Source organism: Streptosporangium sp. NPDC087985 (assembly GCF_044741965.1).
Classification (GTDB): domain Bacteria; phylum Actinomycetota; class Actinomycetes; order Streptosporangiales; family Streptosporangiaceae; genus Streptosporangium.
This window is the reverse complement of record NZ_JBIUTQ010000012.1, coordinates 1-23,041: the sequence shown is the minus strand read 5'-3', so window position 1 is coordinate 23,041 and position 23,041 is coordinate 1. Positions and strand designations below refer to the sequence as shown.

21 protein-coding genes and 1 riboswitch are annotated in these 23,041 nt (G+C 68.4%); of the genes, 7 read left to right on the top strand and 14 right to left on the bottom strand.

The genetic code is table 11. The features are described 5' to 3' along the window. Window positions 1-5: 5 nt before the first annotated feature. The 8 genes from ACIN94_RS21275 to ACIN94_RS21240 all read right to left on the bottom strand — a co-directional run bounded on the left by ACIN94_RS21275 (window position 6) and on the right by ACIN94_RS21240 (window position 9,896). Window positions 6-788 (bottom strand): hypothetical protein, encoded by a 783-nt coding sequence (locus tag ACIN94_RS21275; RefSeq protein WP_400708522.1) that lies wholly within the window; start codon window positions 786-788, stop codon window positions 6-8. Between the two features lie 143 nt (window positions 789-931). Then, window positions 932-3,787, bottom strand: coding sequence for an aminomethyl-transferring glycine dehydrogenase (gene gcvP, locus ACIN94_RS21270; RefSeq protein WP_400708520.1), 2,856 nt, complete (start codon window positions 3,785-3,787; stop codon window positions 932-934). 158 nt (window positions 3,788-3,945) lie between these two features. Then, a riboswitch (glycine riboswitch) is annotated at window positions 3,946-4,037 on the bottom strand. A gap of 15 nt (window positions 4,038-4,052) precedes the next feature. Then, window positions 4,053-4,673 carry a MerR family transcriptional regulator gene (locus tag ACIN94_RS21265; protein ID WP_400708518.1) on the bottom strand — a complete coding sequence of 207 codons (621 nt, stop codon included), beginning with the start codon at window positions 4,671-4,673 and terminating at the stop codon, window positions 4,053-4,055. Window positions 4,674-4,817: 144 nt separating this feature from the next. After that, window positions 4,818-5,288: a bifunctional nuclease family protein gene (locus ACIN94_RS21260; protein ID WP_400708516.1), complete on the bottom strand. Its 471-nt coding sequence runs from the start codon at window positions 5,286-5,288 to the stop codon at window positions 4,818-4,820. A 78-nt stretch (window positions 5,289-5,366) separates the two neighbouring features. Beyond that, window positions 5,367-6,017 (bottom strand): MerR family transcriptional regulator, encoded by a 651-nt coding sequence (locus ACIN94_RS21255; protein WP_400708514.1) that lies wholly within the window; start codon window positions 6,015-6,017, stop codon window positions 5,367-5,369. A gap of 26 nt (window positions 6,018-6,043) precedes the next feature. After that, a complete protein-coding gene (locus ACIN94_RS21250; RefSeq protein ID WP_400708512.1) occupies window positions 6,044-6,556 on the bottom strand; it encodes an FHA domain-containing protein in 513 nt (170 codons plus the stop codon). 319 nt (window positions 6,557-6,875) lie between these two features. Beyond that, complete coding sequence (locus ACIN94_RS21245) at window positions 6,876-9,374, bottom strand: sugar phosphate nucleotidyltransferase (RefSeq protein WP_400708510.1); 2,499 nt, start codon at window positions 9,372-9,374, stop codon at window positions 6,876-6,878. 3 nt (window positions 9,375-9,377) lie between these two features. Beyond that, window positions 9,378-9,896 carry a CDP-alcohol phosphatidyltransferase family protein gene (locus ACIN94_RS21240; RefSeq protein WP_400708508.1) on the bottom strand — a complete coding sequence of 173 codons (519 nt, stop codon included), beginning with the start codon at window positions 9,894-9,896 and terminating at the stop codon, window positions 9,378-9,380. Between the two features lie 465 nt (window positions 9,897-10,361). Here ACIN94_RS21240 and ACIN94_RS21235 point away from each other — a divergent pair, with 465 nt between their 5' ends. The 3 genes from ACIN94_RS21235 (at window position 10,362) to ACIN94_RS21225 (ending at window position 11,831) form a co-directional block, all read left to right on the top strand. Then, entirely contained in the window at window positions 10,362-10,571 is a 210-nt protein-coding gene (locus ACIN94_RS21235) for a helix-turn-helix domain-containing protein (RefSeq protein WP_400708506.1), read from the top strand. A 139-nt stretch (window positions 10,572-10,710) separates the two neighbouring features. Next, entirely contained in the window at window positions 10,711-11,304 is a 594-nt protein-coding gene (locus ACIN94_RS21230) for a class I SAM-dependent methyltransferase (protein WP_400708504.1), read from the top strand. A gap of 104 nt (window positions 11,305-11,408) precedes the next feature. After that, window positions 11,409-11,831 (top strand): SRPBCC family protein, encoded by a 423-nt coding sequence (locus ACIN94_RS21225; RefSeq protein WP_400708502.1) that lies wholly within the window; start codon window positions 11,409-11,411, stop codon window positions 11,829-11,831. Between the two features lie 55 nt (window positions 11,832-11,886). Here ACIN94_RS21225 and ACIN94_RS21220 read toward each other — a convergent pair whose 3' ends face one another. Genes ACIN94_RS21220 through ACIN94_RS21210 form a run of 3 tightly spaced genes read right to left on the bottom strand, consistent with a single transcriptional unit; the run spans window position 11,887 to window position 14,291 of the window. Continuing rightward, window positions 11,887-12,669: an enoyl-CoA hydratase/isomerase family protein gene (locus ACIN94_RS21220; RefSeq protein WP_400708500.1), complete on the bottom strand. Its 783-nt coding sequence runs from the start codon at window positions 12,667-12,669 to the stop codon at window positions 11,887-11,889. Continuing rightward, a complete protein-coding gene (locus ACIN94_RS21215; RefSeq protein ID WP_400708498.1) occupies window positions 12,666-13,580 on the bottom strand; it encodes an alpha/beta hydrolase in 915 nt (304 codons plus the stop codon). Before ACIN94_RS21215 ends, ACIN94_RS21220 begins: the two co-directional genes overlap by 4 nt. A 27-nt stretch (window positions 13,581-13,607) precedes the next feature. After that, entirely contained in the window at window positions 13,608-14,291 is a 684-nt protein-coding gene (locus ACIN94_RS21210) for a gamma-glutamyl-gamma-aminobutyrate hydrolase family protein (RefSeq protein WP_400708496.1), read from the bottom strand. A gap of 501 nt (window positions 14,292-14,792) precedes the next feature. Here ACIN94_RS21210 and ACIN94_RS21205 point away from each other — a divergent pair. Beyond that, a complete protein-coding gene (locus ACIN94_RS21205) occupies window positions 14,793-15,908 on the top strand; it encodes a globin domain-containing protein (RefSeq protein WP_400708494.1) in 1,116 nt (371 codons plus the stop codon). Window positions 15,909-16,022: 114 nt separating this feature from the next. Here ACIN94_RS21205 and thyX read toward each other — a convergent pair whose 3' ends face one another. The 3 genes from thyX to ACIN94_RS21190 form a co-directional block, all read right to left on the bottom strand. Next, entirely contained in the window at window positions 16,023-16,748 is a 726-nt protein-coding gene (gene thyX, locus ACIN94_RS21200; RefSeq protein ID WP_400708492.1) for an FAD-dependent thymidylate synthase, read from the bottom strand. Window positions 16,749-16,962: 214 nt separating this feature from the next. After that, window positions 16,963-19,104, bottom strand: a complete 2,142-nt coding sequence (locus ACIN94_RS21195) for an anthranilate synthase component I (RefSeq protein WP_400708490.1) — start codon at window positions 19,102-19,104, stop codon at window positions 16,963-16,965. A gap of 241 nt (window positions 19,105-19,345) precedes the next feature. After that, complete coding sequence (locus ACIN94_RS21190) at window positions 19,346-19,927, bottom strand: gluconokinase (RefSeq protein ID WP_400708488.1); 582 nt, start codon at window positions 19,925-19,927, stop codon at window positions 19,346-19,348. Window positions 19,928-20,129: 202 nt separating this feature from the next. Here ACIN94_RS21190 and ACIN94_RS21185 point away from each other — a divergent pair, with 202 nt between their 5' ends. The 3 genes from ACIN94_RS21185 (at window position 20,130) to ACIN94_RS21175 (ending at window position 22,876) form a co-directional block, all read left to right on the top strand. Then, window positions 20,130-20,345 carry a DUF3311 domain-containing protein gene (locus ACIN94_RS21185; RefSeq protein ID WP_400708486.1) on the top strand — a complete coding sequence of 72 codons (216 nt, stop codon included), beginning with the start codon at window positions 20,130-20,132 and terminating at the stop codon, window positions 20,343-20,345. Window positions 20,346-20,349: 4 nt separating this feature from the next. Further along, on the top strand, window positions 20,350-21,945 hold the full coding sequence (mctP, locus tag ACIN94_RS21180) for a monocarboxylate uptake permease MctP (protein WP_400708484.1): 1,596 nt from the start codon (window positions 20,350-20,352) through the stop codon (window positions 21,943-21,945). Between the two features lie 151 nt (window positions 21,946-22,096). After that, window positions 22,097-22,876, top strand: a complete 780-nt coding sequence (locus tag ACIN94_RS21175; protein WP_400708482.1) for a S1 family peptidase — start codon at window positions 22,097-22,099, stop codon at window positions 22,874-22,876. Window positions 22,877-23,041: the final 165 nt, after the last annotated feature.

Below are 23,041 nucleotides of genomic sequence, written 5' to 3'. Positions count from 1 at the left end.
GGAGATCAGGCGTCGCGGTTCAGCCGGAGACGGACGTCTTCGGCGAGGTCCTCGTCCGTGCTGTCCAGGCCGTAGCGCCACACCTGTTCGGCGTCCTCGTCGCGGCCTCTCAGGGGGAGCGTGCGGGCCAGCAGTTCGATGGCCAGCGCGCCGGTCTCGACGTCACCGCCCTCCTCGATCGCCCCGGCGAACTCCGCGCACGCCAGCTCCAGGTGCGCGATGCCGAGCAGCACCCGCAGCCTCGGCACATCTGCCACGTCCGGCACCGAGAGCGCCTCCAGGAGCACCTCGGCGGCCCCGGCCGCCTCCTGCTCCTCCAGCAGGAACTCGGCCAGCCGCTGGGCCGCGTGCGAGGCGAACTCCGGGTCGGCGGTGGCCAGGGCGGCCCGCAGCGCCTCCTCTGCCTCTCGCTGGTCCACCGCGAGCCTGGCGAGGGCCAGGTGCGCCAGCGCGACGTAGCCGGGGTTTCCGACGCCGACAGCGGCCTGCCAGGCGGCTCGGGCCTGGTCGAGCAGGTCCTCCTGCTCGAAGCTCCGGGCGAGCAGGCAGGCGGCCTGTCCGGCGAACTCCGGATGGCCGGTCGCCAGCGCGGTGCGCGCGGCAGTCCGGGCGCCCGCCACGTCTCCGCGCTCCTGGAGCACCACGGCCAGTCCCACCGCCGCCTGCGCCCGGCCGGGCTCCGCGGGGTCGGCGGCCAGTCCAGCGAAGATCGTTGCCGCTCCGTCCAGGTCGCCGCTCTCGGCCAGTTTCCGCGCGGTCTCCAAAGGACGCGTGTCCACCTCTGGCATGCAGGGCCCTCCCCCGGGTAAAGGAATGCCCCGAGCCTAACGACTCGGGGCCACGCCCGTCCCCCCTACGTACACGGGGAAATACACACGGGGGGTGCGATACGGCCCGCGCCGCGGAGGACGCGGGCCGCAGAGAGTACGGATCAGTCCTCGTAGGCCTCAAGCGGCGGGCAGGAGCACACGAGGTTGCGGTCGCCGTAGGCCTGGTCGATGCGGCGCACCGGCGACCAGTACTTGTGATCACGCAGGAAGGACAGGGGGTAGGCCGCCTCGGTGCGGGTGTAGGCGTGGGCCCACTCGTCGGCGACCAGGCAGTCGGCCGTGTGCGGGGCGTTGCGCAGCGGGTTGTCCACCGTGTCGTACGCTCCGGAGGCGACCTTCCCGATCTCGCCCCGGATCGCGATCATCGCGTCGCAGAACCGGTCGAGCTCGGCCAGATCCTCACTCTCGGTCGGCTCGATCATCAGCGTGCCGGCCACCGGGAAGGACATGGTCGGCGCGTGGAAACCGTAGTCGACGAGGCGCTTGGCCACGTCCTCGACGGTCACGCCGGTCTCCTTGGTGATCTGGCGCAGGTCGATGATGCACTCGTGGGCGACCAGGCCGCCGCGGCCGGTATAGAGGACCGGGTAGTGGGGGCTGAGCCTGCGGGCCAGGTAGTTGGCCGAGAGGATGGCCTGCTCGGTGGCCGCCTTGAGACCTTCGCCGCCCATCATCCGGATGTAGGCCCAGGAGATGGGCAGGATGCCCGCCGAACCGTACGGGGCGGCCGAGACCGGGCCGACCTGCGAGCCATCGCGCAGCGGATGGCCGGGCAGGTAGTCGGCGAGATGGGCGCGGACCGCGACGGGGCCGACCCCGGGGCCACCGCCGCCGTGCGGGATGCAGAAGGTCTTGTGCAGGTTCAGGTGGGACACGTCCGCCCCGAACTCACCCGGCTTGGCCAGGCCGACCAGCGCGTTGAGGTTGGCGCCGTCGACGTAGACCTGACCGCCGGCCTCGTGCACCCGCTCGCAGATCTGGGTGATGGTCTCCTCGTAGACGCCGTGCGTGGAGGGGTAGGTCACCATGATCGCGGCAAGCTGGTCGCGATGCTTGTCGATCTTGGCGTTGAGGTCGTCGAGGTCCACGTTGCCGTTGTCGTCGCAGGCGACCACGGCGACGCGCATGCCCGCCATGACGGCGCTGGCGGCGTTGGTGCCGTGCGCGGAGGACGGAATCAGGCAGACGTCCCGGCCGGACTCGCCCCGCGCCTTGTGGTAGGCGCGGATCGCCAGGAGACCGGCGAACTCGCCCTGAGAGCCGGCGTTGGGCTGGATCGACACGGCGGCGTAGCCGGTGACCTCGGCCAGCCACCCCTCCAGCTCCTTGATCAACTCAAGGTAGCCCGCAGCCTGGTCCTCCGGGGCGTAAGGGTGCAGTCCGGCGAACTCCGGCCAGGTGATCGGCTCCATCTCGGTGGTCGCGTTGAGCTTCATGGTGCAGGAGCCCAGCGGGATCATCGACCGGTCGAGGGCGATGTCCTTGTCCTGGAGCTTGCGCAGGTAGCGCAGCATGGCCGTCTCGGACCTGTGACTGTGGAAGACCGGGTGGGTCAGGTAGTCGCCGACACGCGCCAGGTGGACGGGCAGCGCGTCGTGGGCGGCCGCGTCCAGGTCGGTCAGGACCGCGCCGCTGACCTCGAAGGCGGCCAGGACCTGCTCCAGGTGGATGAGCTCGGTCCTCTCGTCGCAGGTGACGCCCACATGGTCGGCGTCGACCAGCCGCAGGTTGACCCCGTTGTCACGGGCCACGGCGACGATGTGGGCCGCGCGGCCGGGAACGCGGGCGAGCACGGTGTCGAAGAAATCGTCGTGCACGACCTCGACACCGCCGTGACGGAGGCCCTCGGCCAGTACGACGGCGTGCCGGTGGACACGCCGGCCGATCCGGCGCAGGCCCTCGGGACCGTGATAGACGGCGTACATGCCCGCGATCACCGCGAGGAGGACCTGGGCGGTGCAGATGTTGCTGGTCGCCTTCTCACGGCGGATGTGCTGCTCACGGGTCTGCAGCGCGAGCCGGTAGGCGGGGCGCCCGTCTGCGTCCTGGGAGACGCCCACCAGGCGGCCGGGCATCTGCCGCTGCAGGCCGTCGCGGACGGCCATGTAGGCCGCGTGCGGGCCGCCGAAGCCCATCGGGACGCCGAAACGCTGCGAGGAGCCGACCGCGATGTCGGCGCCGAGCTCGCCGGGGGCGGCGAGCAGGGTGAGGGCGAGCAGGTCGGCGGCGGCGATCACCTGGGCGCCGCGCGCGTGGGCGGCTTCGGCGATGGAACGGAAGTCTCTGATCCGGCCGCTGGCACCCGGGTACTGCACGAGCACGCCGAAACACTCGGGGAGCTCGGCGGTGAAGTCACTCTCGACCAGCTCGATGCCGAGCGGCTCGGACCTGGTGTGCAGCACGGCCTTGGTCTGCGGCAGCGCGTCGGCGTCCACCACGAACACGTTCGACTTGCTGCGGCCGGCCCGGCGGGCCAGGGTCATCGCCTCGGCGGCGGCGGTGGCCTCGTCCAGCAGGGAGGCGCCGGAGACGTCGAGCGCGGTCAGGTCGGAGACGACCGTCTGGAAGTTGATCAGGGCCTCCAGGCGGCCCTGGGAGATCTCAGGCTGGTAGGGCGTGTAGGCGGTGTACCAGCCCGGGTTCTCCAGAAGGTTGCGGCGGATGACCGCCGGAGTGATCGTGTCGTGGTAGCCCAGGCCGATCATCGAGGTGAGCACGGTGTTGCGGGCGGCCAGGGCGCGCAGCTCGGCGATGGCCTCGGGCTCGCTCGCCGCCGGAGGCAGGCGCAGCCGGTCCTTGGCCCGGATCGCCTCCGGTACGGTCGCCGCGACGAGGTCGGCGGTGGAGGCGAATCCGACCGCCTCCAGCATGCGGGTCTGGTCAACATCCGCGGGCCCGATGTGGCGGGTGGCGAACGGAGGGGAAACGAGTTCGCTGAGCGGTGACAGGTCGGTCATGGAAAGCCTCCCGAGGCGGTGGAGACCGGCGCTGGGCGCGGGCGTATGCCGGATCTCCCCCTCTGTCATCTCGACCTGAGAGCTTCACCGCCCCTACCGGGGAGATTTGCACCGTCGGTGAGATACGCCTGGCGGACGCACCTGCTTTCCAGAGTCGCCTCGTCCATGCGGTACAGGGTGCCTGAGAGATTCCGGGGAGGTTGCTCCTTCGGCGCCCCGATCGTGTCGGGGTCTCTCCCGCACAGGGTCAGCAGCGAAACCAACTTTACCCCGTACGGCGAGCTCTACGTCGACGGGCCAGCTCATCGGCGTGATGATCGTCTAAAGGGCCCTGGCCGGACTCCGCGCGCTCGCCGGGAAGGTCGGCGAGGGAGCCCTCCACCTCCTGCCACACCCGGCCGAGCGCGATACCGAAGACACCCTGCCCCCCCTGGAGCAGGTCGATGACCTCGTCGGGCGAGGTGCACTCGTAGACGCTCACCCCATCGCTCATCAGCGTGATCTGGGCGAGGTCGTTGACGCCGCGGTCACGCAGGTGCTGCACGGCGATGCGGATCTGCTGGAGGGATACGCCGGTGTCGAGCAGTCGTTTGACGACTTTGAGGACCAGGATGTCGCGGAAGCCGTACAGTCGCTGGGAACCCGAGCCGTGGGCGGCTCTCACAGTGGGCTCGACCAGTCCGGTGCGCGCCCAGTAGTCCAGTTGCCGATAGGTGATATCGGCCGCCGCACAGGCGGTGGGGCCTCGATATCCGATGTCGGCCGGCGGTTTCACCGGCTGCCCGCCGGGCAGCAGACCCTCTTCACCCGCGCGCTGACGTGCCGACTGGCGCCGTTCTGGGTCATCCTGATCGGCGTTTCTACCCTCGCCGCTGCTGACCGCCACGCGGACCTCCGGCTTTCTCTCATCCCGCGGCCTGATCTGGGGGTTTACGCACGACCACGGGTTTCACTTGCACCGTAGGACTGGGGCCAAGCTCAGTCAACGACCCCACTCGGCGCGTCGTGAAGCGTAAATGCACCGAAATTCCTACCCTGCGCGACCGAAGTCCTCGGGTGTGATTGTGTCAAGAAACTCCCTGAACTTCTCCACCTCGTCCTCCTGATCATCGGGGATGATCACTCCGGCCTCCTGGACCACGTCCTCACTGGCGAAGATACGTGCCCCGGTGCGAAGCGCCAAGGCGATCGAGTCCGAGGGGCGGGCGCTCACCTCGACCCCGTTGGAGAACACGAGATCGGCGAAGAAGATCCCGTCCCGGAGCGCGACGATGTTGACCGTGTTCAGACGGACGCCGAGCCCGTCGAGCACGTCACGGAAGAGGTCATGGGTGAGCGGCCGCGGTGGCGGCTCCTCGGCCTGCGCCATGGCGATCGCCGTCGCCTCTGTCATGCCAATCCAGATTGGCAGATAACGCTCCCCCTGGGCCTCCTTCAGCAGGACAATTGGCTGGTTGGAGGGCATCTCAACCCGAACGCCCACGACCTCCATCTGCAACACGGGCTGCTCCGTCTTCGCTGGATTCCGACCGGTTTGTTCAACGTAACACTCGGGGGATACGAGTGCCCGGCCAGGCTGTCACCGGCCCAGGACCCCACGCACGGCGGAACGCAGCAGCGAGGCGTGTAATTCCAGCAGGAGTCCGGAAATCTCCCTGGCCGTCTCGTCGGTCTGGGAGATGGCACCAGGCCCGCGGCGGCGCAGCAGCGGCGCGATGGCCTGCTCGACGAGGCCGGCCTCACGCTCGGCCGCGACCTTGACCGCCCGCAGGTGGCGGGCATGCAGCCCGAAGGCGGTCAGGGCCCCGACACTGCGGGCCACGGCCAGCGCCTCGGCGTCGTAGTAGCGGGCCACGGCGGCGAGCAGGCCGTAGTCCTCGAGCTCGGCGAGGGTCTCCTCGTTGAGCTCGGCGGCGGCGAGCAGCTCCTCACGGGTGAGACGGACCTCGGAAGGGGCGTCGTCGGGGACGGCACGCGGCCTGCCGGCCGGTCGCTCCTCGCGGTCGGCAGCCTCGAGGTGGTCCTTGATAACGCGTAGCGGCAGGTAGCGGTCACGCTGCTCGCTGAGGATGTAGCGGAGCCGCTCGACATCGGCGTAGGTGAACTTTCGATAGCCGGAGGGACTGCGCTCCGGCTCGATCAACCCCTCGCCCTCCAAAAAACGGATCTTGGAGATGCTCACATCGGGGAACTCGCCCTGCAGGAGAGCGAGCACCTCCCCGATGCTCATGTGCGCACGAGCGGCCTGCGTGCTCATCATCCTCCAGCGGCGCCACGGGTGAGGAAGACCAGTCGGAACTTGCCGATCTGAACCTCGTCGCCGCCGTACAGCGGGACCTCCTCGATCCGCTCGCGGTTCACGTAGGTGCCGTTCAGGCTGCCGACGTCGCGGACGGTGAAAACCCCGCCGCCACGCCGGTAGAACTCCACATGACGGCGCGACACGGTGATGTCGTCAAGGAAGATGTCGCTCTCGGGATGGCGGCCCACCGTGGTGAGGTCGCTGTCCAGCAGGAAGCGGCTACCGGCGTTGGGGCCACGCATGGCCACCAGCAGAGCGCTGCCCGGAGGCAACTGCTCGACGGCTTGCCGCTCGGCGAGAAGCGTCTCTCCGGTCTCCGCCTCGTAGGCCTCGATCCCGGAGAGGGAAATGGTGGAAGTGCTGTCTCCGGGTGAGTCGGACTTGGTCAGCGGCGACCCGCATCGTGAACAGAAACGGGCATCCTCAGGGTTGGCATGACCGCACTGCGTGCAGTAGACGCTCGGCATCGATCGGCTCGGCCTCCTACCGCGAAGACGCGGCAACGGTACTCAGGGATGCGCGCCTCGCTTCTTCGCTTCTCAAGTATTTTCTCAGACTGCGAATGCCGCAACATACACCGTTGAGAAGCAAAGATCAAGGCAGACGCTCGACCGTGGGTTCGGTCGGGACAAAGTTACAGCCGAGCGGTGCCCCCGGTCCATGCCGCCGCGCTGGGTTTGTCGTACCTGATAGCACTGATCGTCCCCGCGCCGGTGCCCCGTCCGCACCGCGGCGCACCGCACGGGCCGTCTCTCCCGCCCGGAGCGGGCCCGCCGGCCCGCTCCGTCACGTGGCCGCCTCCTCCACGACCCGCGCCCAGTGTTCGAGCAGGCTCTGGGCGGAGTCGACGTCGGTCCCCTCGGCCCACAGGTGGGTGACGGCCTCGGCCGGGTCGGGCAGCACCAGCGCCCAGCTCCCGTTTTCGGCCACCACCCGCACTCCATCGGTGGTGTCGATGCGGTAGCGCTCCGCGGCCTCGATCACCGAGCGCATCACCACCCCCTTGGCCGCCCAGGGGGTCGGGACCGTACGGCGCAGGAGCTTGGCCTCGGGGATCCTGGCGTCGATCTGGCTGAGTGACAGCCGTGTCCTGGCGACCAGGCCGAGCAGGCGCAGGAACACCGCCAGGCCGTCCACCGTGGGACCGAACTCCGGCACGATGAAGCCGCCCCGTCCGTCCGCCGCGAAGATCATGTCCTGGCCGCGGGCGGAGGCGGTGAGCGCGTCGATCGCGGTGGAGGTCCACTCGACCTGCACCCCGTGGAAGCGGGAGACCTGCTCAGCCACCCGGGTGGTGGTGACCGGCAGTGCCACCCGGCCGCCGCACCGTTCGGCTGCAACCAGGTCCAGCACCACCAGCAGGGCACGCTCCTCGCTGATCAGCTGGCCCATCTCGTCCACCAGCGCGACCCGCTCCCCCACCGGGTCGAACCGCACTCCGAAGGCCGCCCTGGAGGAGCTGACAAGCTCCGACAGGCGTTGCAGGTCGCGCCGGCGCTCGGCGAGGGTCTCGGTGGGCGAGGCGTCGTCCAGCCTGTTGTTGACGGTGAGCACGTCCACCCCGACCCGGCCGAGGAGACTGGGGAGCACCAGCGAGGAGGTGCCGCCCGCGCAGTCGACCACGACCTTCATGTCGGCGTCGCGGACCCCTGTCATGTCGACGCAGCGCAACAGCTCGTGGGTGTAGTCCTCGACCGCCCGAGGGGGGAAGCCGAGTTCGGCGATCTCCCCGGGGAAGGCGCGGCGGAACTCCTGCCGCGAGAAGACCCGGTCCAGCTTGCGCTGGGCCGCCTGGGACAGGTCGGCGCCGTGCTCGTCCATGAAGACGATGTCCACGCTCTGCGGATCCCCCGGGGTGGTGCGCAGCGCGATGCCGCCGACGACGTTCTCCCTGGCGGTGTGGAAGCGGGAGACCGGCAGCGGGGCGGCCTCCAGGTCGAGCACGTTGATCGCGCTGGCGTTCAGGGCACTGATCACGGCCCGCTTCAGTGCCCGCGCGGCGCGGGAGGAGTCGCGGGAGGTGATCACCGAGGCGCCCTTCCTGAGCGTGGTGGCGTAGGCGCTGGCCAACCGTACGCACAGCTCAGGGGTGATCTCCACGTTGACCAGCCCGGACACCCCCCGGGGACCGAACAGGTTGCGCTGACCGCGCGGCTCCCAGATGACGCTGGTGTTGACCACCGCCCCCGCCTCGACGGTCTTGAACGGGTAGACCTTGACGCCGGAGGAGACGTAGGCCTCGGCCTCGATGATGCACTCGTCGCCGACGACGGCGCTCTCCTCGATCCTGACCCCGGTCATCAGGTCGGTGTTCTTGCCGACGACGCAGCCGCGCAGGTGGGCTCTGGGGCCGACGTAGACGTTGTCGTGGATCACAGCGCGGTGCAGGAAGGCACCCTCCCGGACGACGACGTTGCTGCCCAGGACGGTGTACTCGCGCAGCTCGGCCCCGGCCTCGACCTTGGCGTAGTCGCCGATGTAGAGGGGGCCCTTGAGCACGGCGTCGACGTCCACCGAGGCGCCCTCGGCCACCCAGATGCCGGGTGAGACCTCGAAGGCGTCGACGTCCACCCTGACGCGGCCGGACAGCACGTCGGCCTGGGCTCTGAGGTAGCTCTCGTGGGTGCCGACGTCCTCCCAGTAGCCGTCGGCGACGTAGCCGTACAGGGGGGCGCCGCGCGCCAGCAGGCCGGGGAAGACCTCCGCCGACCAGTCGACCGGCTCGCCGGCCGCGATCTCGTCGAGGACCTCCGGCTCCATCACGTAGATGCCGGTGTTGACGGTGTCGGAGAAGACCTGCCCCCAGGTGGGCTTCTCCAGGAATCGCTCCACCCGGCCCTGGTCGTCGACGATGACGATGCCGAACTCCAGCGGGTTGGGCACCCGCTTGAGCCCGATGGTGACCAGCGCGCCGTTCTCACGGTGGAAACGGATCATGTCGGTCAGGTCGATGTCGGTGAGCGCGTCGCCGGAGATGACCAGGAAGCGGTCGTCACGGAGTTTGTCGGCGGCGTTCTTGACGCTGCCGGCGGTGCCGAGCGGGATGTCCTCGGTGGCGTAGTACAGGCTCATGCCGAGCTCGTCGCCGTCGCCGAAGTAGTTGCGGACCAGAGCTGCCAGGAACTGCACGGTCACCACGGTCTCGGTGAGTCCGTGCCGTTTCAGCAGGCGTAGCACATGCTCCATGATCGGCCGATTGATCACAGGTAGCAGGGGTTTGGGCTGGTTGGCGGTCATCGGCCGGAGCCGCGTACCTTCCCCACCCGCCATCACAACGGCCTTCACAGATCACCTCTTAAGGCGTTTGGCTCCTCTGACGACCTGCCGCACCTGTACCCAATACAGCAGTCCGGACCACCAGTACAGACCCGTGCCCCAGATAGCGAGCGACCAGCCGACGATTCCGGCTACATCCGCGTACCAGGCGTCGTGGTAGGCCAGGAAGAGCAGCGGGAAGGCATAGAGCAGGTTGGCGGTGGCCGCCTTGCCCAGGAAGTGAACCGGCAGTGCCGGGCCGTAACCGAGGCGGTGCAGGATGGGCGGGATGCCCAGCAGCATGACGTCCCGCAGCGGTATCGCCAGCGCCAGCCACCAGGGAATGATGCCCCGCATGGCCAGGCCGAACAGGGTGGCCAGAATGTAGAGCCGGTCGGCCAGCGGGTCGAGCAGACGGCCAAGCCTGCTGGTCTGGTTCCACGCACGGGCGATCTTCCCGTCGAGCCAGTCGGAGAATCCGGCCACCATCAGCAGCGCGATGGCCCAGCCGTCGGCCTTGGGCCCCAGGACCAGCCAGAGGAAGACCGGCACGCCAAGGAGCCTGGCCAGGCTCAACGCGTTAGGAACCGTCCAGATTCGATACTCGGCTCCAGATATTTCCGGATTCATCCGCCTGTCTCCCCTCCCCACACGTGATGCCGACCTTACCGTTGCGAGGCTTTCGCGAACCGTATCCCCTGTTCCGGACCCCTCCGGCCGATCGGGTGCCCGGAGTTTCCGCGACCCTGGACCCCTGAAGGGCGCAGGCCTTGTCCAGACGGGTTGTGAACTACTGATTGTTTCGTCAGTGTTTATCGGTTCTTCTCTGGATTCTTCCGTCCAGTGGGGCGGGTGGGCTGGCTCTTGGAACGGTGGATGGGGGATCGGGGCGGTACGAGGATGTGGCGCCGGGGTGTGGTGCGGGTTTTCCGCCGGTCCGGTGGCTGCCGATCACTTCCCGAAGATAAGCTCACCGTCATCGGTTGACAGCGGTGAGTAAAAGAGCGGGGTGGGGTGGTGCGGGTCCATCAGGCCTACCGCTACGCCCTGGACCCCACCCCCGACCAGGCCGTGGCGCCGGCCTCGCACTGCGGGGCGGCCCGGTACGCGTTCAACTGGGCTCTGGGCCGGGTCAAGGCAGCCCTGGAGCAGCGGCGGGAATCCCGGCAACGGGGAACGCTGCCCCGGCGACGCGGCAGCTCGCCGGCCCTCACCGGGAAACACTGAGAGTCAGCGAACGGGAAAGATATCCGGGCCCGCTCGCGGCTCCGTCATCCTTCAGGAGGGTGCCTTCCTCCTCCAAGCGGCCGGAAAATAGGCCGGATGGCTGGGGCGTGCGCTCTTGTCCAGCCTCTACCCTTCCAATATGACCAATGACACCACGCTGTTCCTGGGGCAGTGGATGCGCTCCCCGGGGACCGTTGGGGCCGTGGCGCCGAGCTCCCGACGGCTTGCGGAGACGGTGACCACGTCGGTCCCCCACCGGGGCGATCCCGTGATCGTCGAGCTCGGTCCCGGGACGGGTGCGTTCACAGGGGAGATCCAGCGGCGGCTGGACGGTCGCGGACACCACATGGCCGTCGAGATCAATCCGAAGCTGGCCGAGTTCCTCTCCGCCCGGCACCCGAATGTGGACGTCGTGGTCGGCGACGCGGCACGGCTGCCGCAACTGCTCAGGGAACGCGGTTTCGACAAGGCCGACGTCATCGTGAGCGGGCTCCCGTGGGCGGCGTTCTCACAGGAGACGCAGACCCACCTGCTGAACGCGGTCACCGCGATCATGAGTCCGAACACCGCTTTCACCACTTTCGCCTACAGTTTCGCCAAGCACCTGCCCCCCGCGCAGCGCTTCCGGCAGCGTCTGATCGACACCTTCGAGGAGGTCGTCGTGGGCCGGACGGTGTGGGGCAATCTTCCCCCCGCCTTCGTCTACCACTCACGCAGGCCGCGAGGGTTGTGAACTGCAGGACGCCAGGCGCACCGGCGGCCTGTCCGGACCGGTTACGGAACCGGCCGTACGGGCAAGACCATGAGCAGATCAGAACGAGTCCGAGGGAGGGGCCGATGGCCGCGTACGCCAGCACCGTGCTCGACGCCCCAGCCGACGAGGTGTGGGGCTACCTGAGAGACTTCGGCAACCTGGCCGAGTGGCTGCCCGGGATCACCCTCTGCGAGATCGAGCAGGGCGACGGGTACGGGTCCGGAACGGTGCGCAGGATCGAGGGCGCCGGCGGGCTGTTCCGCGAACGGCTGCTCACCCTCGACGACGACTCCCGCTCGGCGACCTACGAGATCTTCGAGAGCCCGCTGCCGGTCCGTGACTACCGCGCCGTCTACCGGGTCTCCCCCGTCACCGACAGCGGCCAGGCCTTCGTCGAGTGGTCGGCCACCTTCGAGGCCGACGACGAGGCGCAGATGACCAAGATCTTCGTCCGCGGCGTCTTCGAACCCGGTCTGGCCTCCCTGCACAAGCGTTTCCAGCGCTGAGACCGTACCTCTCCACACGCGGGGGCGTCATCGTCCTTCTCCCGCGGATGACCGGTCAGCCGAACCGGGGCGGGCGCTTCTCGCGGACGGCCCGCACGCCCTCGGCCACGTCCGGGCCGGTGAAGCCGAGGAACTCCATGGCCAGGGAGGCGTCGAAGGAGGGACCGGCGAGACGGAGCCAGTTGTTGAGCGAGTACTTGGTCAGGCGGATCGCCTCGGCGGAGCCGCCGGCCAGCCGGACGGCGATCTCCAGAGCCCTGTCGTGGACCTGGTCGTCGTCGACGCAGAGGCTGACCAGGCCCATCGCCTCCGCCTGTTCGCCGGTGACCGGCTCGCACAGCAGCAGGTGATACTTGGCCTTGGCCAGCCCGCACAGCAGTGGCCAGATGATGGCGGCGTGGTCGCCCGCCGCCACGCCCAGCCGGGTGTGGCCGTCGATGATGCGGGCCGTACGGCCGGCGACGGAGATGTCGGCCAGCAGCGCGACCGCCAGTCCCGCGCCCACCGCCGGGCCCTGGATGGCCGAGACGACGGGCTTGGAACAGTTGAGCACGTTGTAGACGATGTCGCGGGCCTCGGTGAGAACGCGCATGCGCGTGGCGTGGTCACGCGTCATCTCCTCGATCATCGACAGGTCGCCGCCCGCGGAGAACACCTCACCCTCGCCCCGGATGACGACCGCGCGCACGTCGTCGTCGCGGTCGGCGTCCCGCCAGATCTCAGCCAGCTCACGGTGCCCGGCCATGTCCACGGCGTTGAGCCTGCGCGGCTCGCTGATCACGACCCGGAGCACCCCGTCGGCGGCCCAGTCGAGCTTCAGTTTCTCGTAGTCCCTCACCGGAAGGCCTCCCGCAGCCGGGTGGCGGCGTACTCGCGCGCCTCGACCGCCTGGTCGAAGAAGCCGGGCAGGCCGAAGAATCCGTGGACGGCGCCCTCGTAGCGCCTGAGCTCGACGGGGACCCCGGCTGCCGTGAGCTGGGCGGCATAGGCCTCACCCTCGTCGCGGAGCGGGTCATACTCGGCCGTGATCACCGTCGCGGGGGCCAGGCCCGCCTTGTCGGCGAGCCGTACCGGAGCCAGCCGGGGATCGGCCGGGTCTCCGCCGTACTGCTCGACGAACCAGGCCATCTCGTCGGCGCCGAGTCCGAACCCGGTGGCGTAGTCGCGGTAGCTCGGGGTGTCCATCGCGACGTCGGTCACCGGGTAGACCAGCACCTGGTGCGCCAGCCGGAGTCCGGCGTCCCGAGCCCGCCAGGCCGCCACGGCGGCCACGTTGCCCCCGGCGCTGTCGCCACAGACGGCGATCCGCGCCGGGTCGGCCAGGTAGTCCTCCGGGCGGGCGAAGACGTCCTTGACCACGGTCCACGCGTCGTCGGCCGCGGCTGGGAAAGGGTGGTCGGGTGCGAGCCGGTAGTCCACCGAGAGCACGACCGCCCCGTTGCGCACGGCCAGGTCGCGGCCGAGTGCGTCGTTGCGGTCCACGCTGCCGAGCACCCAGCCGCCACCGTGAAAGTAGACGATCGCAGGGAGCGGGTGGTCGTTCTCAGTGGGCCGGTAGATCCGGACCGGCACTCCCTCCACGACCTTGTCCTCGACGACCGGCAGCGGCACGATCGGCCCCCGTTGCTCGGCGAAGCCGTCCAGAGCGCGCAGCTGAGTGATCACCTCGGGGGTGAGCGAGGCGAGGGGGGTGCCCAGATCCGTTGAGAACAGTTTCAGGTAGGCCTCGGCCTGAGGGTGCAGCGGCATGATCGCACATTACCCGGTTGGCCCCGATCAACGGGTGGCAGCCCCTACCAGCGCCTCGACGAGCCGGTTGTCCTCCCCGCGCTCGGGGTGCCACTGGACTCCGACGGCGAAGCGCTGGCCCTGGAGTTCGACCCCCTCGACGATCTGGTCGTCGGCCCAGGCCACGGCGAGCAGGCCGGCACCGAGCCGCTTGACCGCCTGGTGATGCGGCGCGGTCACCTCGGCGCGGTCGCCCAGTGCCTTTCCCAGCTTGCTCGACACACTGATCTGGATGACGTGGGTACGGCCGGTGTGGCGGTCGTGGCCGACCGCATCGGGAAGCCATGGGATCAGGCTGCCGCCCTGGGCGACGTTCAGGACATGCATGCCCCGGCCAATCGCGAGCAGCGGCAGGTCGGCCTGGACGGCGGCGCGGGACAGCGCCAGCTCGAAACGGTCGCGATGGGGCTGGGGCTCCTCGACCCGGTCCTCGCGGGCCGCGCCGTACAACGCCGGGTCGAGTTCGCCTCCGCCGGCGAGGATCACTCCGGACAGGCCGCGCGCGTAGCCGTCGATCCCGCCCAGGTTCAGCGGCGGCAACAGGACCGGCAGGCCACCCGCCTTCTCGACCGCGCGGGCGTAGGCAAGCGGCGACAGGACCGCCTCCCGGACCCCGGTGCCCCAGCGGGCGGCCTCAAGGTAGGCGGTGATACCGATCAAAGGTCGGGACATACGTTCTCCAGGGGCCATGCGGAAGGCGGCACCCCGTTTCGGACGGCACCGATCCCATCTCCGGCAGGACCCCTATCCTGCCGTACACCATTTCGGTTATGTCATGCCTATCAGATATCAGTGTCGTCTCACCCGGCGACCGGAACGGCTGCCGGCACGGGGGCGGAGAGGTCCGCGAGTCCTCACCGCCTCCCCAAGGAGGACCATGACGGAGACCAATGAAACGGACAGAAACCAACCCTTCCATTGAATGTGATTCTTATTCACTTATTCGCCTGAAAGCAAGCGGCGTGGTCACGGAAAATAACCCCTCAATTACAGATGGTTTGAATTAGTGCCATATTATGGAGAAACCGTTGTGACGTCCACATGGTGATGGAAGACTCAAATTCGAGCGACCAGGTGCGCCGGGGCCGCCGAACGCTCGTCACCCGGAGCTGTCACGGAGGTGTTTCTGCATGATCGGTCTTTGATCCGATCAATTAGGGTGGGTTCGGTCATATGTCGTTGAATCCGCGTCTCGTCAAGGAAAGCTTCGCCGTCGTCGAACCCGTCGCGGACAAGGCGGCGGCGTACTTCTACGGCCGCCTGTTCGCCGAGAACCCGCACCTGCGGGGAATGTTCCCACCGGCCATGAACGTCCAGCGCGACCGCCTGTTCAGCGCGCTGACCAGAATCGTCTGGAGTCTCGACAGCCCGGGCAGCCTGTCGTCGTTCCTCGGCCAGCTCGGCCGTGACCATCGCAAGTACGGAGTGATCGCCGAGCACTACACCGCGGTCGGCAACGCGCTGCTCGCCACGATCAGGCGCTTCGCCGCCGAGATCTGGAACCCCGAGATCGAGGCCGCGTGGGTGGCCGCATACACCGCAGCCGCCAATCTCATGATTGACTCAGCCGAGTCCGACGCCGGGGTCTCGCCCGCCTGGTGGCTGGCCGAGGTGATCGACCACGAGCTCCGCACACCGGACATCGCCGTGATCACCCTGCGGCCCGGCCGGCACATGCCCTTCCTTCCGGGCCAGTACGTCAACGTACAGACCGCGCGCTGGCCCCGCGTCTGGCGTGCGTTCTCCATCGCGAACGCGCCGCGGGAGGACAACACCATCCGCCTGCACGTCCGGGCGGTCCGCGGCGGCTGGGTCTCCACCACACTGGTCGAACACACCAAGATCGGCGACACCCTGATGCTCGGCCCGCCGGTCGGCATGATGACCCCCGTCGAGTCCGGCCGCGACATCCTGTGCGTCGCTGGAGGCACCGGGCTCGCCCCGATCAAGGCCATAGTGGAGCACGTGATCGCGTCGGGGCGCCGGCCCAACATCCACCTGCTGTACGGCGCGCGGCACTCACGCGAGCTCTACGATCTGCCGGACCTGATCCGGATGGAGTCGAACTTCCCCTGGCTGAGGGTGGTGCCCGTGGTCTCCGACCAGCCCGGCTACGAAGGCATGCGGGGCCGGCTGCCCGAGGCGATGGAGCGTTTCCGCTCCTGGGCCGACCACGATGTCTACGTCTGCGGGCCGACCACCATGGTCAACGAGACCGCCCACAGGCTCCAGCGGAACGGGATGCCCCTGGCCGACATCAGGAGGGACGTCACCCACAGCGAGCTCTGAGCGGCGTCCGCGATCGCACTTCTCCACCGTCGCGCGACGGTGGAGAAGTGCCTCGGCGGCCTGAACCCGTGCCCTGCCGCCGGGCGTCGTGGTGTGCGTCCCCTCCACCCGCGTCTAGGGGGCGCTCCGGCCGTTGGCGACGAAGGCCGCGTGGGTGAGGGGCATCAGAGCCGACCAGGCGGCCTCCATCTTCTCGGCCACCATCTCGATCTCCCGCTGCGGGAACGAGGGCACCTTGGCCTGCTCGTCCTTGGTGCGCAGGGACAGGAAATGCATCAACGAGCGGGCGTTGCACGTGGCGTACATCGAGGAGAACAGGCCGACGGGCAGGACGGCTCTGGCCACCTCCCGGGCGATCCCGGCCTCCAGCATCTCCTGGTAGGCGGCATAGGACTGCCGGTAGGCCGCCTCCATCGCCTCGTTCACCAGCTTGTGCTGACCCTCGCTGCCCTCGACGAAGACGTACTTCCCGGGGCGGCCCTCCTGGACCAGCTTCCGCTCCGCGCCCGGAATGTAAAAATTGGGCTGAAGCTCGCGATATCTCCCGCTCTCCTCGTTATATGACCATCCGACCCTGTGGCGATGGAATTCGCGGAAGACGAAGATCGGGGCGCTGATGAAGAAGGTCATCGAGTTGTGTTCGAAGGGACTACCGTGCCGGTCCCGCATCAGGTAGTTGATCAACCCCTTGGACCGCTCGGGATCTTTGTGGATCTCCTCCAGGGACTGCTCCCCCGCGGTCGACACCCGCGCCGCCCAGAGCACGTCGGAGTCCGAGGCACTGTGTTTGACCAGCTCGACGGTGACGTCGTCGAGAAAGCGCGGCTGGCTCAGATCCATGCGCAGAACCTTCCGGTGACGGGGATGGGATGGAGGCAAGCCTATCGCCGTCACCGACGGTGCCTGCTGCCGCAACACGAGAGGTCCGCCGGGGGCATCTCCCGCGCCCTCCTACCGGCCCGCCCACGGCCACGGGCGGGCCGGTCCAGCCCGGTCCGCCCGCGGTCCCCTGGCAGGAGAACTCCACGGCCGTAGAGCGTGATCTCGTGCGCTCTCAGGCAGTGGGACGGCAGAGCCGGAGAACGTTAGCGATGATCTTCGCTCCGGCGCCGCCCTCGGCGGTGAGGATCGACTCCGGGTGGAACTGCACCGCGAAACGCCTCCTCTCCACGTCTTCGATCGCCATCACCGCGCCGTCGGGAGTGAGAGCGGTGGCGGCGAAGCCGACGACTCCCGGCTGCTTGGCATGGAGGGAGTGGTAGCGGGCCGCGGTGAACTCCTCCGGGAGCCCCTCCAGCAGCGCGCCGGCGCCGATCCGCCGCACCCGGCCGCGCTTGCCGTGCTCGGGGTAGGACAGCAGGCCGAGCGTGCCCCCCGCCTGCTCGACCATGCCCTGGAGACCGAGACAGACGCCGAACACCGGCAGGTCGCGCTCGTAGAGCGCACCGACCAGCTCCACCAGGCCGAAGTCCGATGGCCAGCCGGGGCCGGGTGACAGCACGACGAGCGACGGCGCGATCTCGTCGATCATCTCCACGGGGAAGCCGTGCCGGAGCGTGACGACTTCCGCGCCCTGCTGGCGGAAGTAGTCAGCCAGGGTGTTGACGAAGGAGTCCTCGTGATCCACGAGCAGCACCTTCATGCCCTCGCCCGGCCGTTCCCGGACCGTCTGCGGCGCGGCCTGCTCCTGCGGGGCGGCGCCGACCGCCGCCAGGGCGCCGAGCAGGGCGCTGGCCTTGAGCTCGGTCTCCCGCTCCTCGGCCGCCGGGTCGGAGTCGAACAGCAGCGTGGCCCCGGCCCTGACCGCGGCGACGCCACCGCGGATCTGCGCGGTGCGCAGAGTCAGTCCGGTGTTCATGGAGCCGTCGAAGCCGATGTAGCCGACCGCTCCGCCGTACCAGCGCCTGGTGGTGGCCTCGTGGTCCTCGATGAACTGCATCGCCCAGGTCTTGGGGGCCCCGGTGACGGTGACGGCCCACATGTGGGTGAGGAAGGCGTCCAGCGCGTCGAACTCCGGCCGCAGGCGACCCTCGATGTGGTCGACGGTGTGGATCAGCCGGGAGTACATCTCGATCTGGCGCCGCCCGATGACCTGAACGGTGCCCGGAACGCAGATGCGGGACTTGTCATTGCGGTCCACGTCGGTGCACATGGTCAGCTCCGACTCCTCCTTGACGCTGGTCAGGAGGGTCCGGATCGCCTCGGCGTCCTCGATCGGGTTGCCGCCGCGGGCGATCGTGCCGGAGATCGGACAGGTCTCGACGCGGTCACCGCTGACCCGGACGTACATCTCCGGGGAGGCGCCGACCAGGTGCTCGCCCTCGCCGAGGTTGAACAGGAACTCGTACGGCGCCGGGTTGACCTTGCGCAGGCCCCGGTAGAAGGCGGCCGGGTCGGTGCAGGGGGCGTGGAAGACCTGACCCGGGACGACCTCGAACAGGTCGCCGCGGACGAACTTCTCCTTGGCCGCGGCGACGACCTGCGCGTAGGTGCCCTTCTCCGGGTCGGCGGGCAGCTCGGCGGGGGCGGCGGGGAGCGGGACGCTCTCCCCCTCGCGGGCGAGCCCATGCGTGGAGGCACCGTCCACGGTGAACTCGTAGCGGTATTCCTTGCTGGTCTCCCGCTTACGGTCGATCACCATCACCCGGTCGGGTAGGTGCAGCACGAGGTCGCGCTGGTCGGCGGCGCGGGTGAGGGCCTGCCGGATCGGCTCGAACTGGAAGGCCAGGTCGTATCCGAAGGAACCGTACAGCCCCAGGTGTCCGTCCTCGCCCTTGAACGCGGCGATGACCTCGCGGATCGCGGTGAAGACGGTGGGGCGGCGGCTGCGCATCTCCTCGGGAAGGATCTCCTCGGACTCGGCGACGTAGACCTCGACGTGGTCGGCGGTCGGCTCCCCGGTGGGCTTGCCCGCGGCGAGCAGGCAGGACGCGACAGCCGGCAGCACCACCCTGCCCCGCGCGTTCAGCGCGCGGGCGGCGATCCTGCGGCCCCTGGCCACGATCTCCAGGCAGGGGTCGACATAGGCCAGGTGCCACCGGCTGTAGCGGCCGGGATATTCCATCCCGGAGGAGAGCACGCCTCCCCGGCGCTCGCCGAGCGTCGTGACGACGTCCTCGAGAACCGTCTCAGGCACATCGGACACCGTGACCTCGACTTCGATGCCACCGGCAGTGGTATATCCGCTTGTCTCCATTACAGCCTCGCCCCTTTTGATCCCTTATGCCCAGAGGGGACGGACACAGAAAAGGCCGCCTGTCTGGGCGGCCGTCTGTCTGCTCGCGAAATGCGAAACCTGCGCCGCTCAGAAGCGGCGCCACCACTGAAGGGCATCCGGGTATCGCATGGTGCAAACACTACCGGCGACAACCGTGATCATGCAACGCGACCGGTGAAGTAGGGGCGTCGATCATTTCATTCCCCTTGGGCCGCCCGGGTTACGGAATCGGGTTCCGGGTCGGTGGGGGTGCGGGGTGGGACCGCGTCCACGGAAGCGGCGCCGCGGCGAGACAGGCCTCCACGAGATCGTCGACCGGTCTGGTGAGGTCGAGGACGATCCCGCGCTCGTCCGGCTCGAGAGGCTCCAGCGCCTTGAACTGCGAAGCGACCAGCGAAGCCGGCATGAAATGCCCGGGCCGGCCGGCTACCCGACGGCGCACGATCTCCTCTGTGCCGTCGAGGTGAACGAAGCTCACCGTCGGCGCCGACTGCCGCAGAACGTCGCGGTAGGCACGCCTGAGCGCGGAGCAGCTCACCACACCACCTGTGGTGGCGTGCCCGGCGAGCCAGGAGCCGACCGTCCGCAGCCAGGGCAGCCGGTCGCTGTCGTCGAGCGGGGTGCCCGCCGACATCTTGGCGACGTTGGCCTCGCTGTGGAAGTCGTCGGCGTCCGCGCACGGCACGCGCAGCCGCTGCGCGAGAGCGGCACCCACGGTGGTCTTGCCTGAACCGGTCACACCCATGACGACGAGCAGCGGGGCGGCAGAGGTCGGTTCTGCCGGGTTCCGAGCGGGATCCACCGGAAAGCCTCCCGTATCTATCGAGCTCTGCGAAATCCTGATACTTCCGATGATTTCCGCGCCGGAGGTCGATCTACCGTTCATCGCGCCAACCGCTCCACTCGGCGCTTGGTGATCGGAATGAGACACTCGCGTAATTACGCTGCCGATCAGCTGAGAGGGACAGCCACAGCCGGCTGTCCCCTCCCCACCCGAGGAGGCCATGTTGACCACTCCCGACAAGGGTCGGAGCGATCGCAGTCCATGGAACTGGCTACTGGTGCTGCCGATCATCCTACCTTTACTGCCTTTTCTCTTCAACTTCGACGGACCGCGGCTCTTCGGCTTCCCCAGGTTCTACTGGCTCCAGCTCGCCTTCATCGCGGTCGGCGTCACGTGCACCACGATCGTCTACCAGATGACCAAGCGGAGGCGATGACCCCGTGAGCGAGCACCTTACCGAGATCATCGTCTTCTCCGCGCTGTTCCTGCTCGTCAGCGGCATGGGGTTCGTGGCCGCACGCTGGCGCCGCCCGGACACCCTGGCCACCCTGGACGAGTGGGGGCTGGGCGGCCGGAGCTTCGGCTCGTGGGTCACCTGGTTCCTCGTCGGCGGCGACCTCTACACCGCCTACACCTTCGTGGCCGTACCCGCCCTGCTCTGGGGCGCGGGCGCGACAGGCTTCTTCGCCGTGCCGTACACGATCGTGGTCTATCCGATCGTGTTCCTGGTGCTGCTGCGGCTCTGGTCCGTCTCGCACGTGCACGGCTTCGTGACCCCGGCCGACTTCGTCCGGGCCCGCTTCGGCTCCCCCACACTGGCCCTGCTGATCGCGATCACCGGCATCGTGGCGACGATGCCCTACATCGCACTTCAGCTCGTCGGCATCGAGGCCGTGCTGAAGTCGATGGGGGTGACCGGCCACCTGCCGATCATCATCGCGTTCGCCATTCTGGCCGCCTACACCTACCAGTCGGGCCTGCGTGCCCCGGCGCTGATCGCCTTCGTCAAGGACACCCTGATCTACATCGTGATCCTGGTCGCGATCATCGTGATCCCGGCCAAGCTGGGCGGGTGGGGCTCGATCTTCGACGCGGCACAGGCCAAGTTCGCCGCCACCCCCGCGCCGGGTGACGGCATCCTGCTCAACGCCGGCAACCAGTTGCAGTACGTCACCCTGGCCCTGGGCTCCGCGCTCGCGCTCTTCCTCTACCCGCACAGCATCACCGGCGTGCTGGCCTCAAGGAACCGTGACGTGATCAAGCGGAACATGTCCGCACTCCCGGCCTACAGCCTGCTGCTCGGCCTGATCGCGCTGCTCGGCTACATGGCCATCGCGGCCGGGGTCAAGCCCATCGGCACGGACAACAACACGATCGTGCCGCAGCTGTTCGACCAGATGTTCCCCGACTGGTTCACCGGTGTCGCCTACGCCGCGATCGGCATCGGCGCACTGGTCCCCGCCGCGATCATGTCGATCGCCGCGGCGAACCTGTTCACCCGCAACATCTACAAGGAGTACCTGAAGCCGGACGCCAGCGACGCCGACGAGGCCCGCGTCTCGAAGATCACCTCGCTGCTCGTCAAGGTCGGCGCCGTGCTGTGCATCCTGTTCCTGGACACCGGCTTCTCCATCGATCTCCAGCTCATCGGCGGCGTCATCATCCTGCAGACGCTCCCCGCGGTGGCACTCGGCCTTTACACCCGCTGGTTCCACCGGGGCGGCCTCATCGCCGGATGGGTCGCGGGCATGGCGGCGGGAGTGCTCCTGCTCTACAACATCGGCAACCCGGCCACTGGCAAACTGCACTTCGCCGGGTCGGCGTTCCCGCTGGAGAAGCTGGGCCTGGACACCAAGATGACCATCTACGCGGGCGTTCTCGCCCTGATCGTCAATCTGACCGTCGCCGCCCTCGGCACGGCCATCGCCCGCGCCGCCAAGCTGACCGACGGCGGCGACGCCACCGAGCCCGACCACTACCTCGCCGACGAGGGCGACCAGCGGATCAAGGACCTCGACCTCGACCTCACCCACTGAGATCAGGTACGGCTCGCACCCGCCGGCGGGTGCGAGCTTCCTTGGGCATCGGACGGGCCGTTGCCCGCGCACACAGGCGACTAACAGCCCTACGAGTAGATCTTTTCCCACTCCGTACCACATGGAGCCCACAGGCACTTAAAGTCGTTGCATGCGCTTTGTCCCTTTTGTCATGATTTCGGCCGCACTGATCGTGGGTGTCGCCTCACCCGCATGGGCCATCACCAACGGCTCCGCCGACCTTAGCGATCACCCGGAGGTAGGGGCGCTCATCGGCGACAAGCCACATCCCGACGGCACATGGTCTAACTGCACCGGCACGCTCATCTCGCCAACCGTCTTCCTCACAGCCGCTCACTGCAAGGAAGGAGGGCAGAAGACCGCCCGGGTCTCGTTCTCCAGCCACTACCAGCCCGGAACCCCGGTCTACACCGGTCGCTTCGTGGCGGACGCGCGATACAGGGACAAGTCCGAGCTCCATGACATGGCCGTCGTCATCTTCGACAAGGCCATCCCGGACATCACGCCCGCCACGCTGCCTCCTGCGGGTCTGCTCGACGAGCTCAAAGCCCAGAACAGCCTGGAGACAGCGCAGTTCACCCCGGTCGGGTACGGCTCGCTCACCCCGACCAAGAAGAAGACGAACGGAAGCCGGTTCAAGTACACCGACACCCGCAACCAGACGTCCATCTCCTTCAAATCTCTCACCCCCAGGTGGCTCAAACTGTCGCCGGACTCCTCCAAGGGCGACGGTGGAACCTGCTTCGGCGACTCGGGCGGCCCGAACTTCCTGGGCGACCGCACCTCACACCTACTCGTGGCCACGACGGTCAGCGGAACCGACAACGTCTGCAAGGCGACCAACTTGGACTACCGTCTGGACACCCCTTCGGCACGGCAGTTCCTTGGCAAGTTCGTCACACTTCCCTGAAGCGGACGTGCCCCACAGGTCGTGATGTGGCCATAGGACACCGGATGTCGATTCGGTGGTAAGTGGTCAAGAAAACAGGAAAGGCCACCCCAAACGGGGTGGCCTTTCCCAAAAGATTGTCCGGCGGCGACCTACTCTCCCACACCGTCCCCGGTGCAGTACCAT

Bases quoted from the DNA above. Each gene is read 5' to 3' on its own strand.
- ACIN94_RS21205 (WP_400708494.1), top strand. From the start codon at position 14,793: ATGTCGTTGAATCCGCGTCTCGTCAAGGAAAGCTTCGCCGTCGTCGAA.
- gcvP (WP_400708520.1), bottom strand. From the start codon at position 3,787: ATGACCGACCTGTCACCGCTCAGCGAACTCGTTTCCCCTCCGTTCGCC.
- ACIN94_RS21185 (WP_400708486.1), top strand. From the start codon at position 20,130: ATGTTGACCACTCCCGACAAGGGTCGGAGCGATCGCAGTCCATGGAAC.
- thyX (WP_400708492.1), bottom strand. From the start codon at position 16,748: ATGGATCTGAGCCAGCCGCGCTTTCTCGACGACGTCACCGTCGAGCTG.
- ACIN94_RS21230 (WP_400708504.1), top strand. From the start codon at position 10,711: ATGACCAATGACACCACGCTGTTCCTGGGGCAGTGGATGCGCTCCCCG.
- ACIN94_RS21275 (WP_400708522.1), bottom strand. From the start codon at position 788: ATGCCAGAGGTGGACACGCGTCCTTTGGAGACCGCGCGGAAACTGGCC.
- ACIN94_RS21250 (WP_400708512.1), bottom strand. From the start codon at position 6,556: ATGCCGAGCGTCTACTGCACGCAGTGCGGTCATGCCAACCCTGAGGAT.
- ACIN94_RS21215 (WP_400708498.1), bottom strand. From the start codon at position 13,580: ATGCCGCTGCACCCTCAGGCCGAGGCCTACCTGAAACTGTTCTCAACG.
- ACIN94_RS21225 (WP_400708502.1), top strand. From the start codon at position 11,409: ATGGCCGCGTACGCCAGCACCGTGCTCGACGCCCCAGCCGACGAGGTG.
- ACIN94_RS21210 (WP_400708496.1), bottom strand. From the start codon at position 14,291: ATGTCCCGACCTTTGATCGGTATCACCGCCTACCTTGAGGCCGCCCGC.
- ACIN94_RS21175 (WP_400708482.1), top strand. From the start codon at position 22,097: ATGCGCTTTGTCCCTTTTGTCATGATTTCGGCCGCACTGATCGTGGGT.
- ACIN94_RS21195 (WP_400708490.1), bottom strand. From the start codon at position 19,104: ATGGAGACAAGCGGATATACCACTGCCGGTGGCATCGAAGTCGAGGTC.
- ACIN94_RS21255 (WP_400708514.1), bottom strand. From the start codon at position 6,017: ATGAGCATCGGGGAGGTGCTCGCTCTCCTGCAGGGCGAGTTCCCCGAT.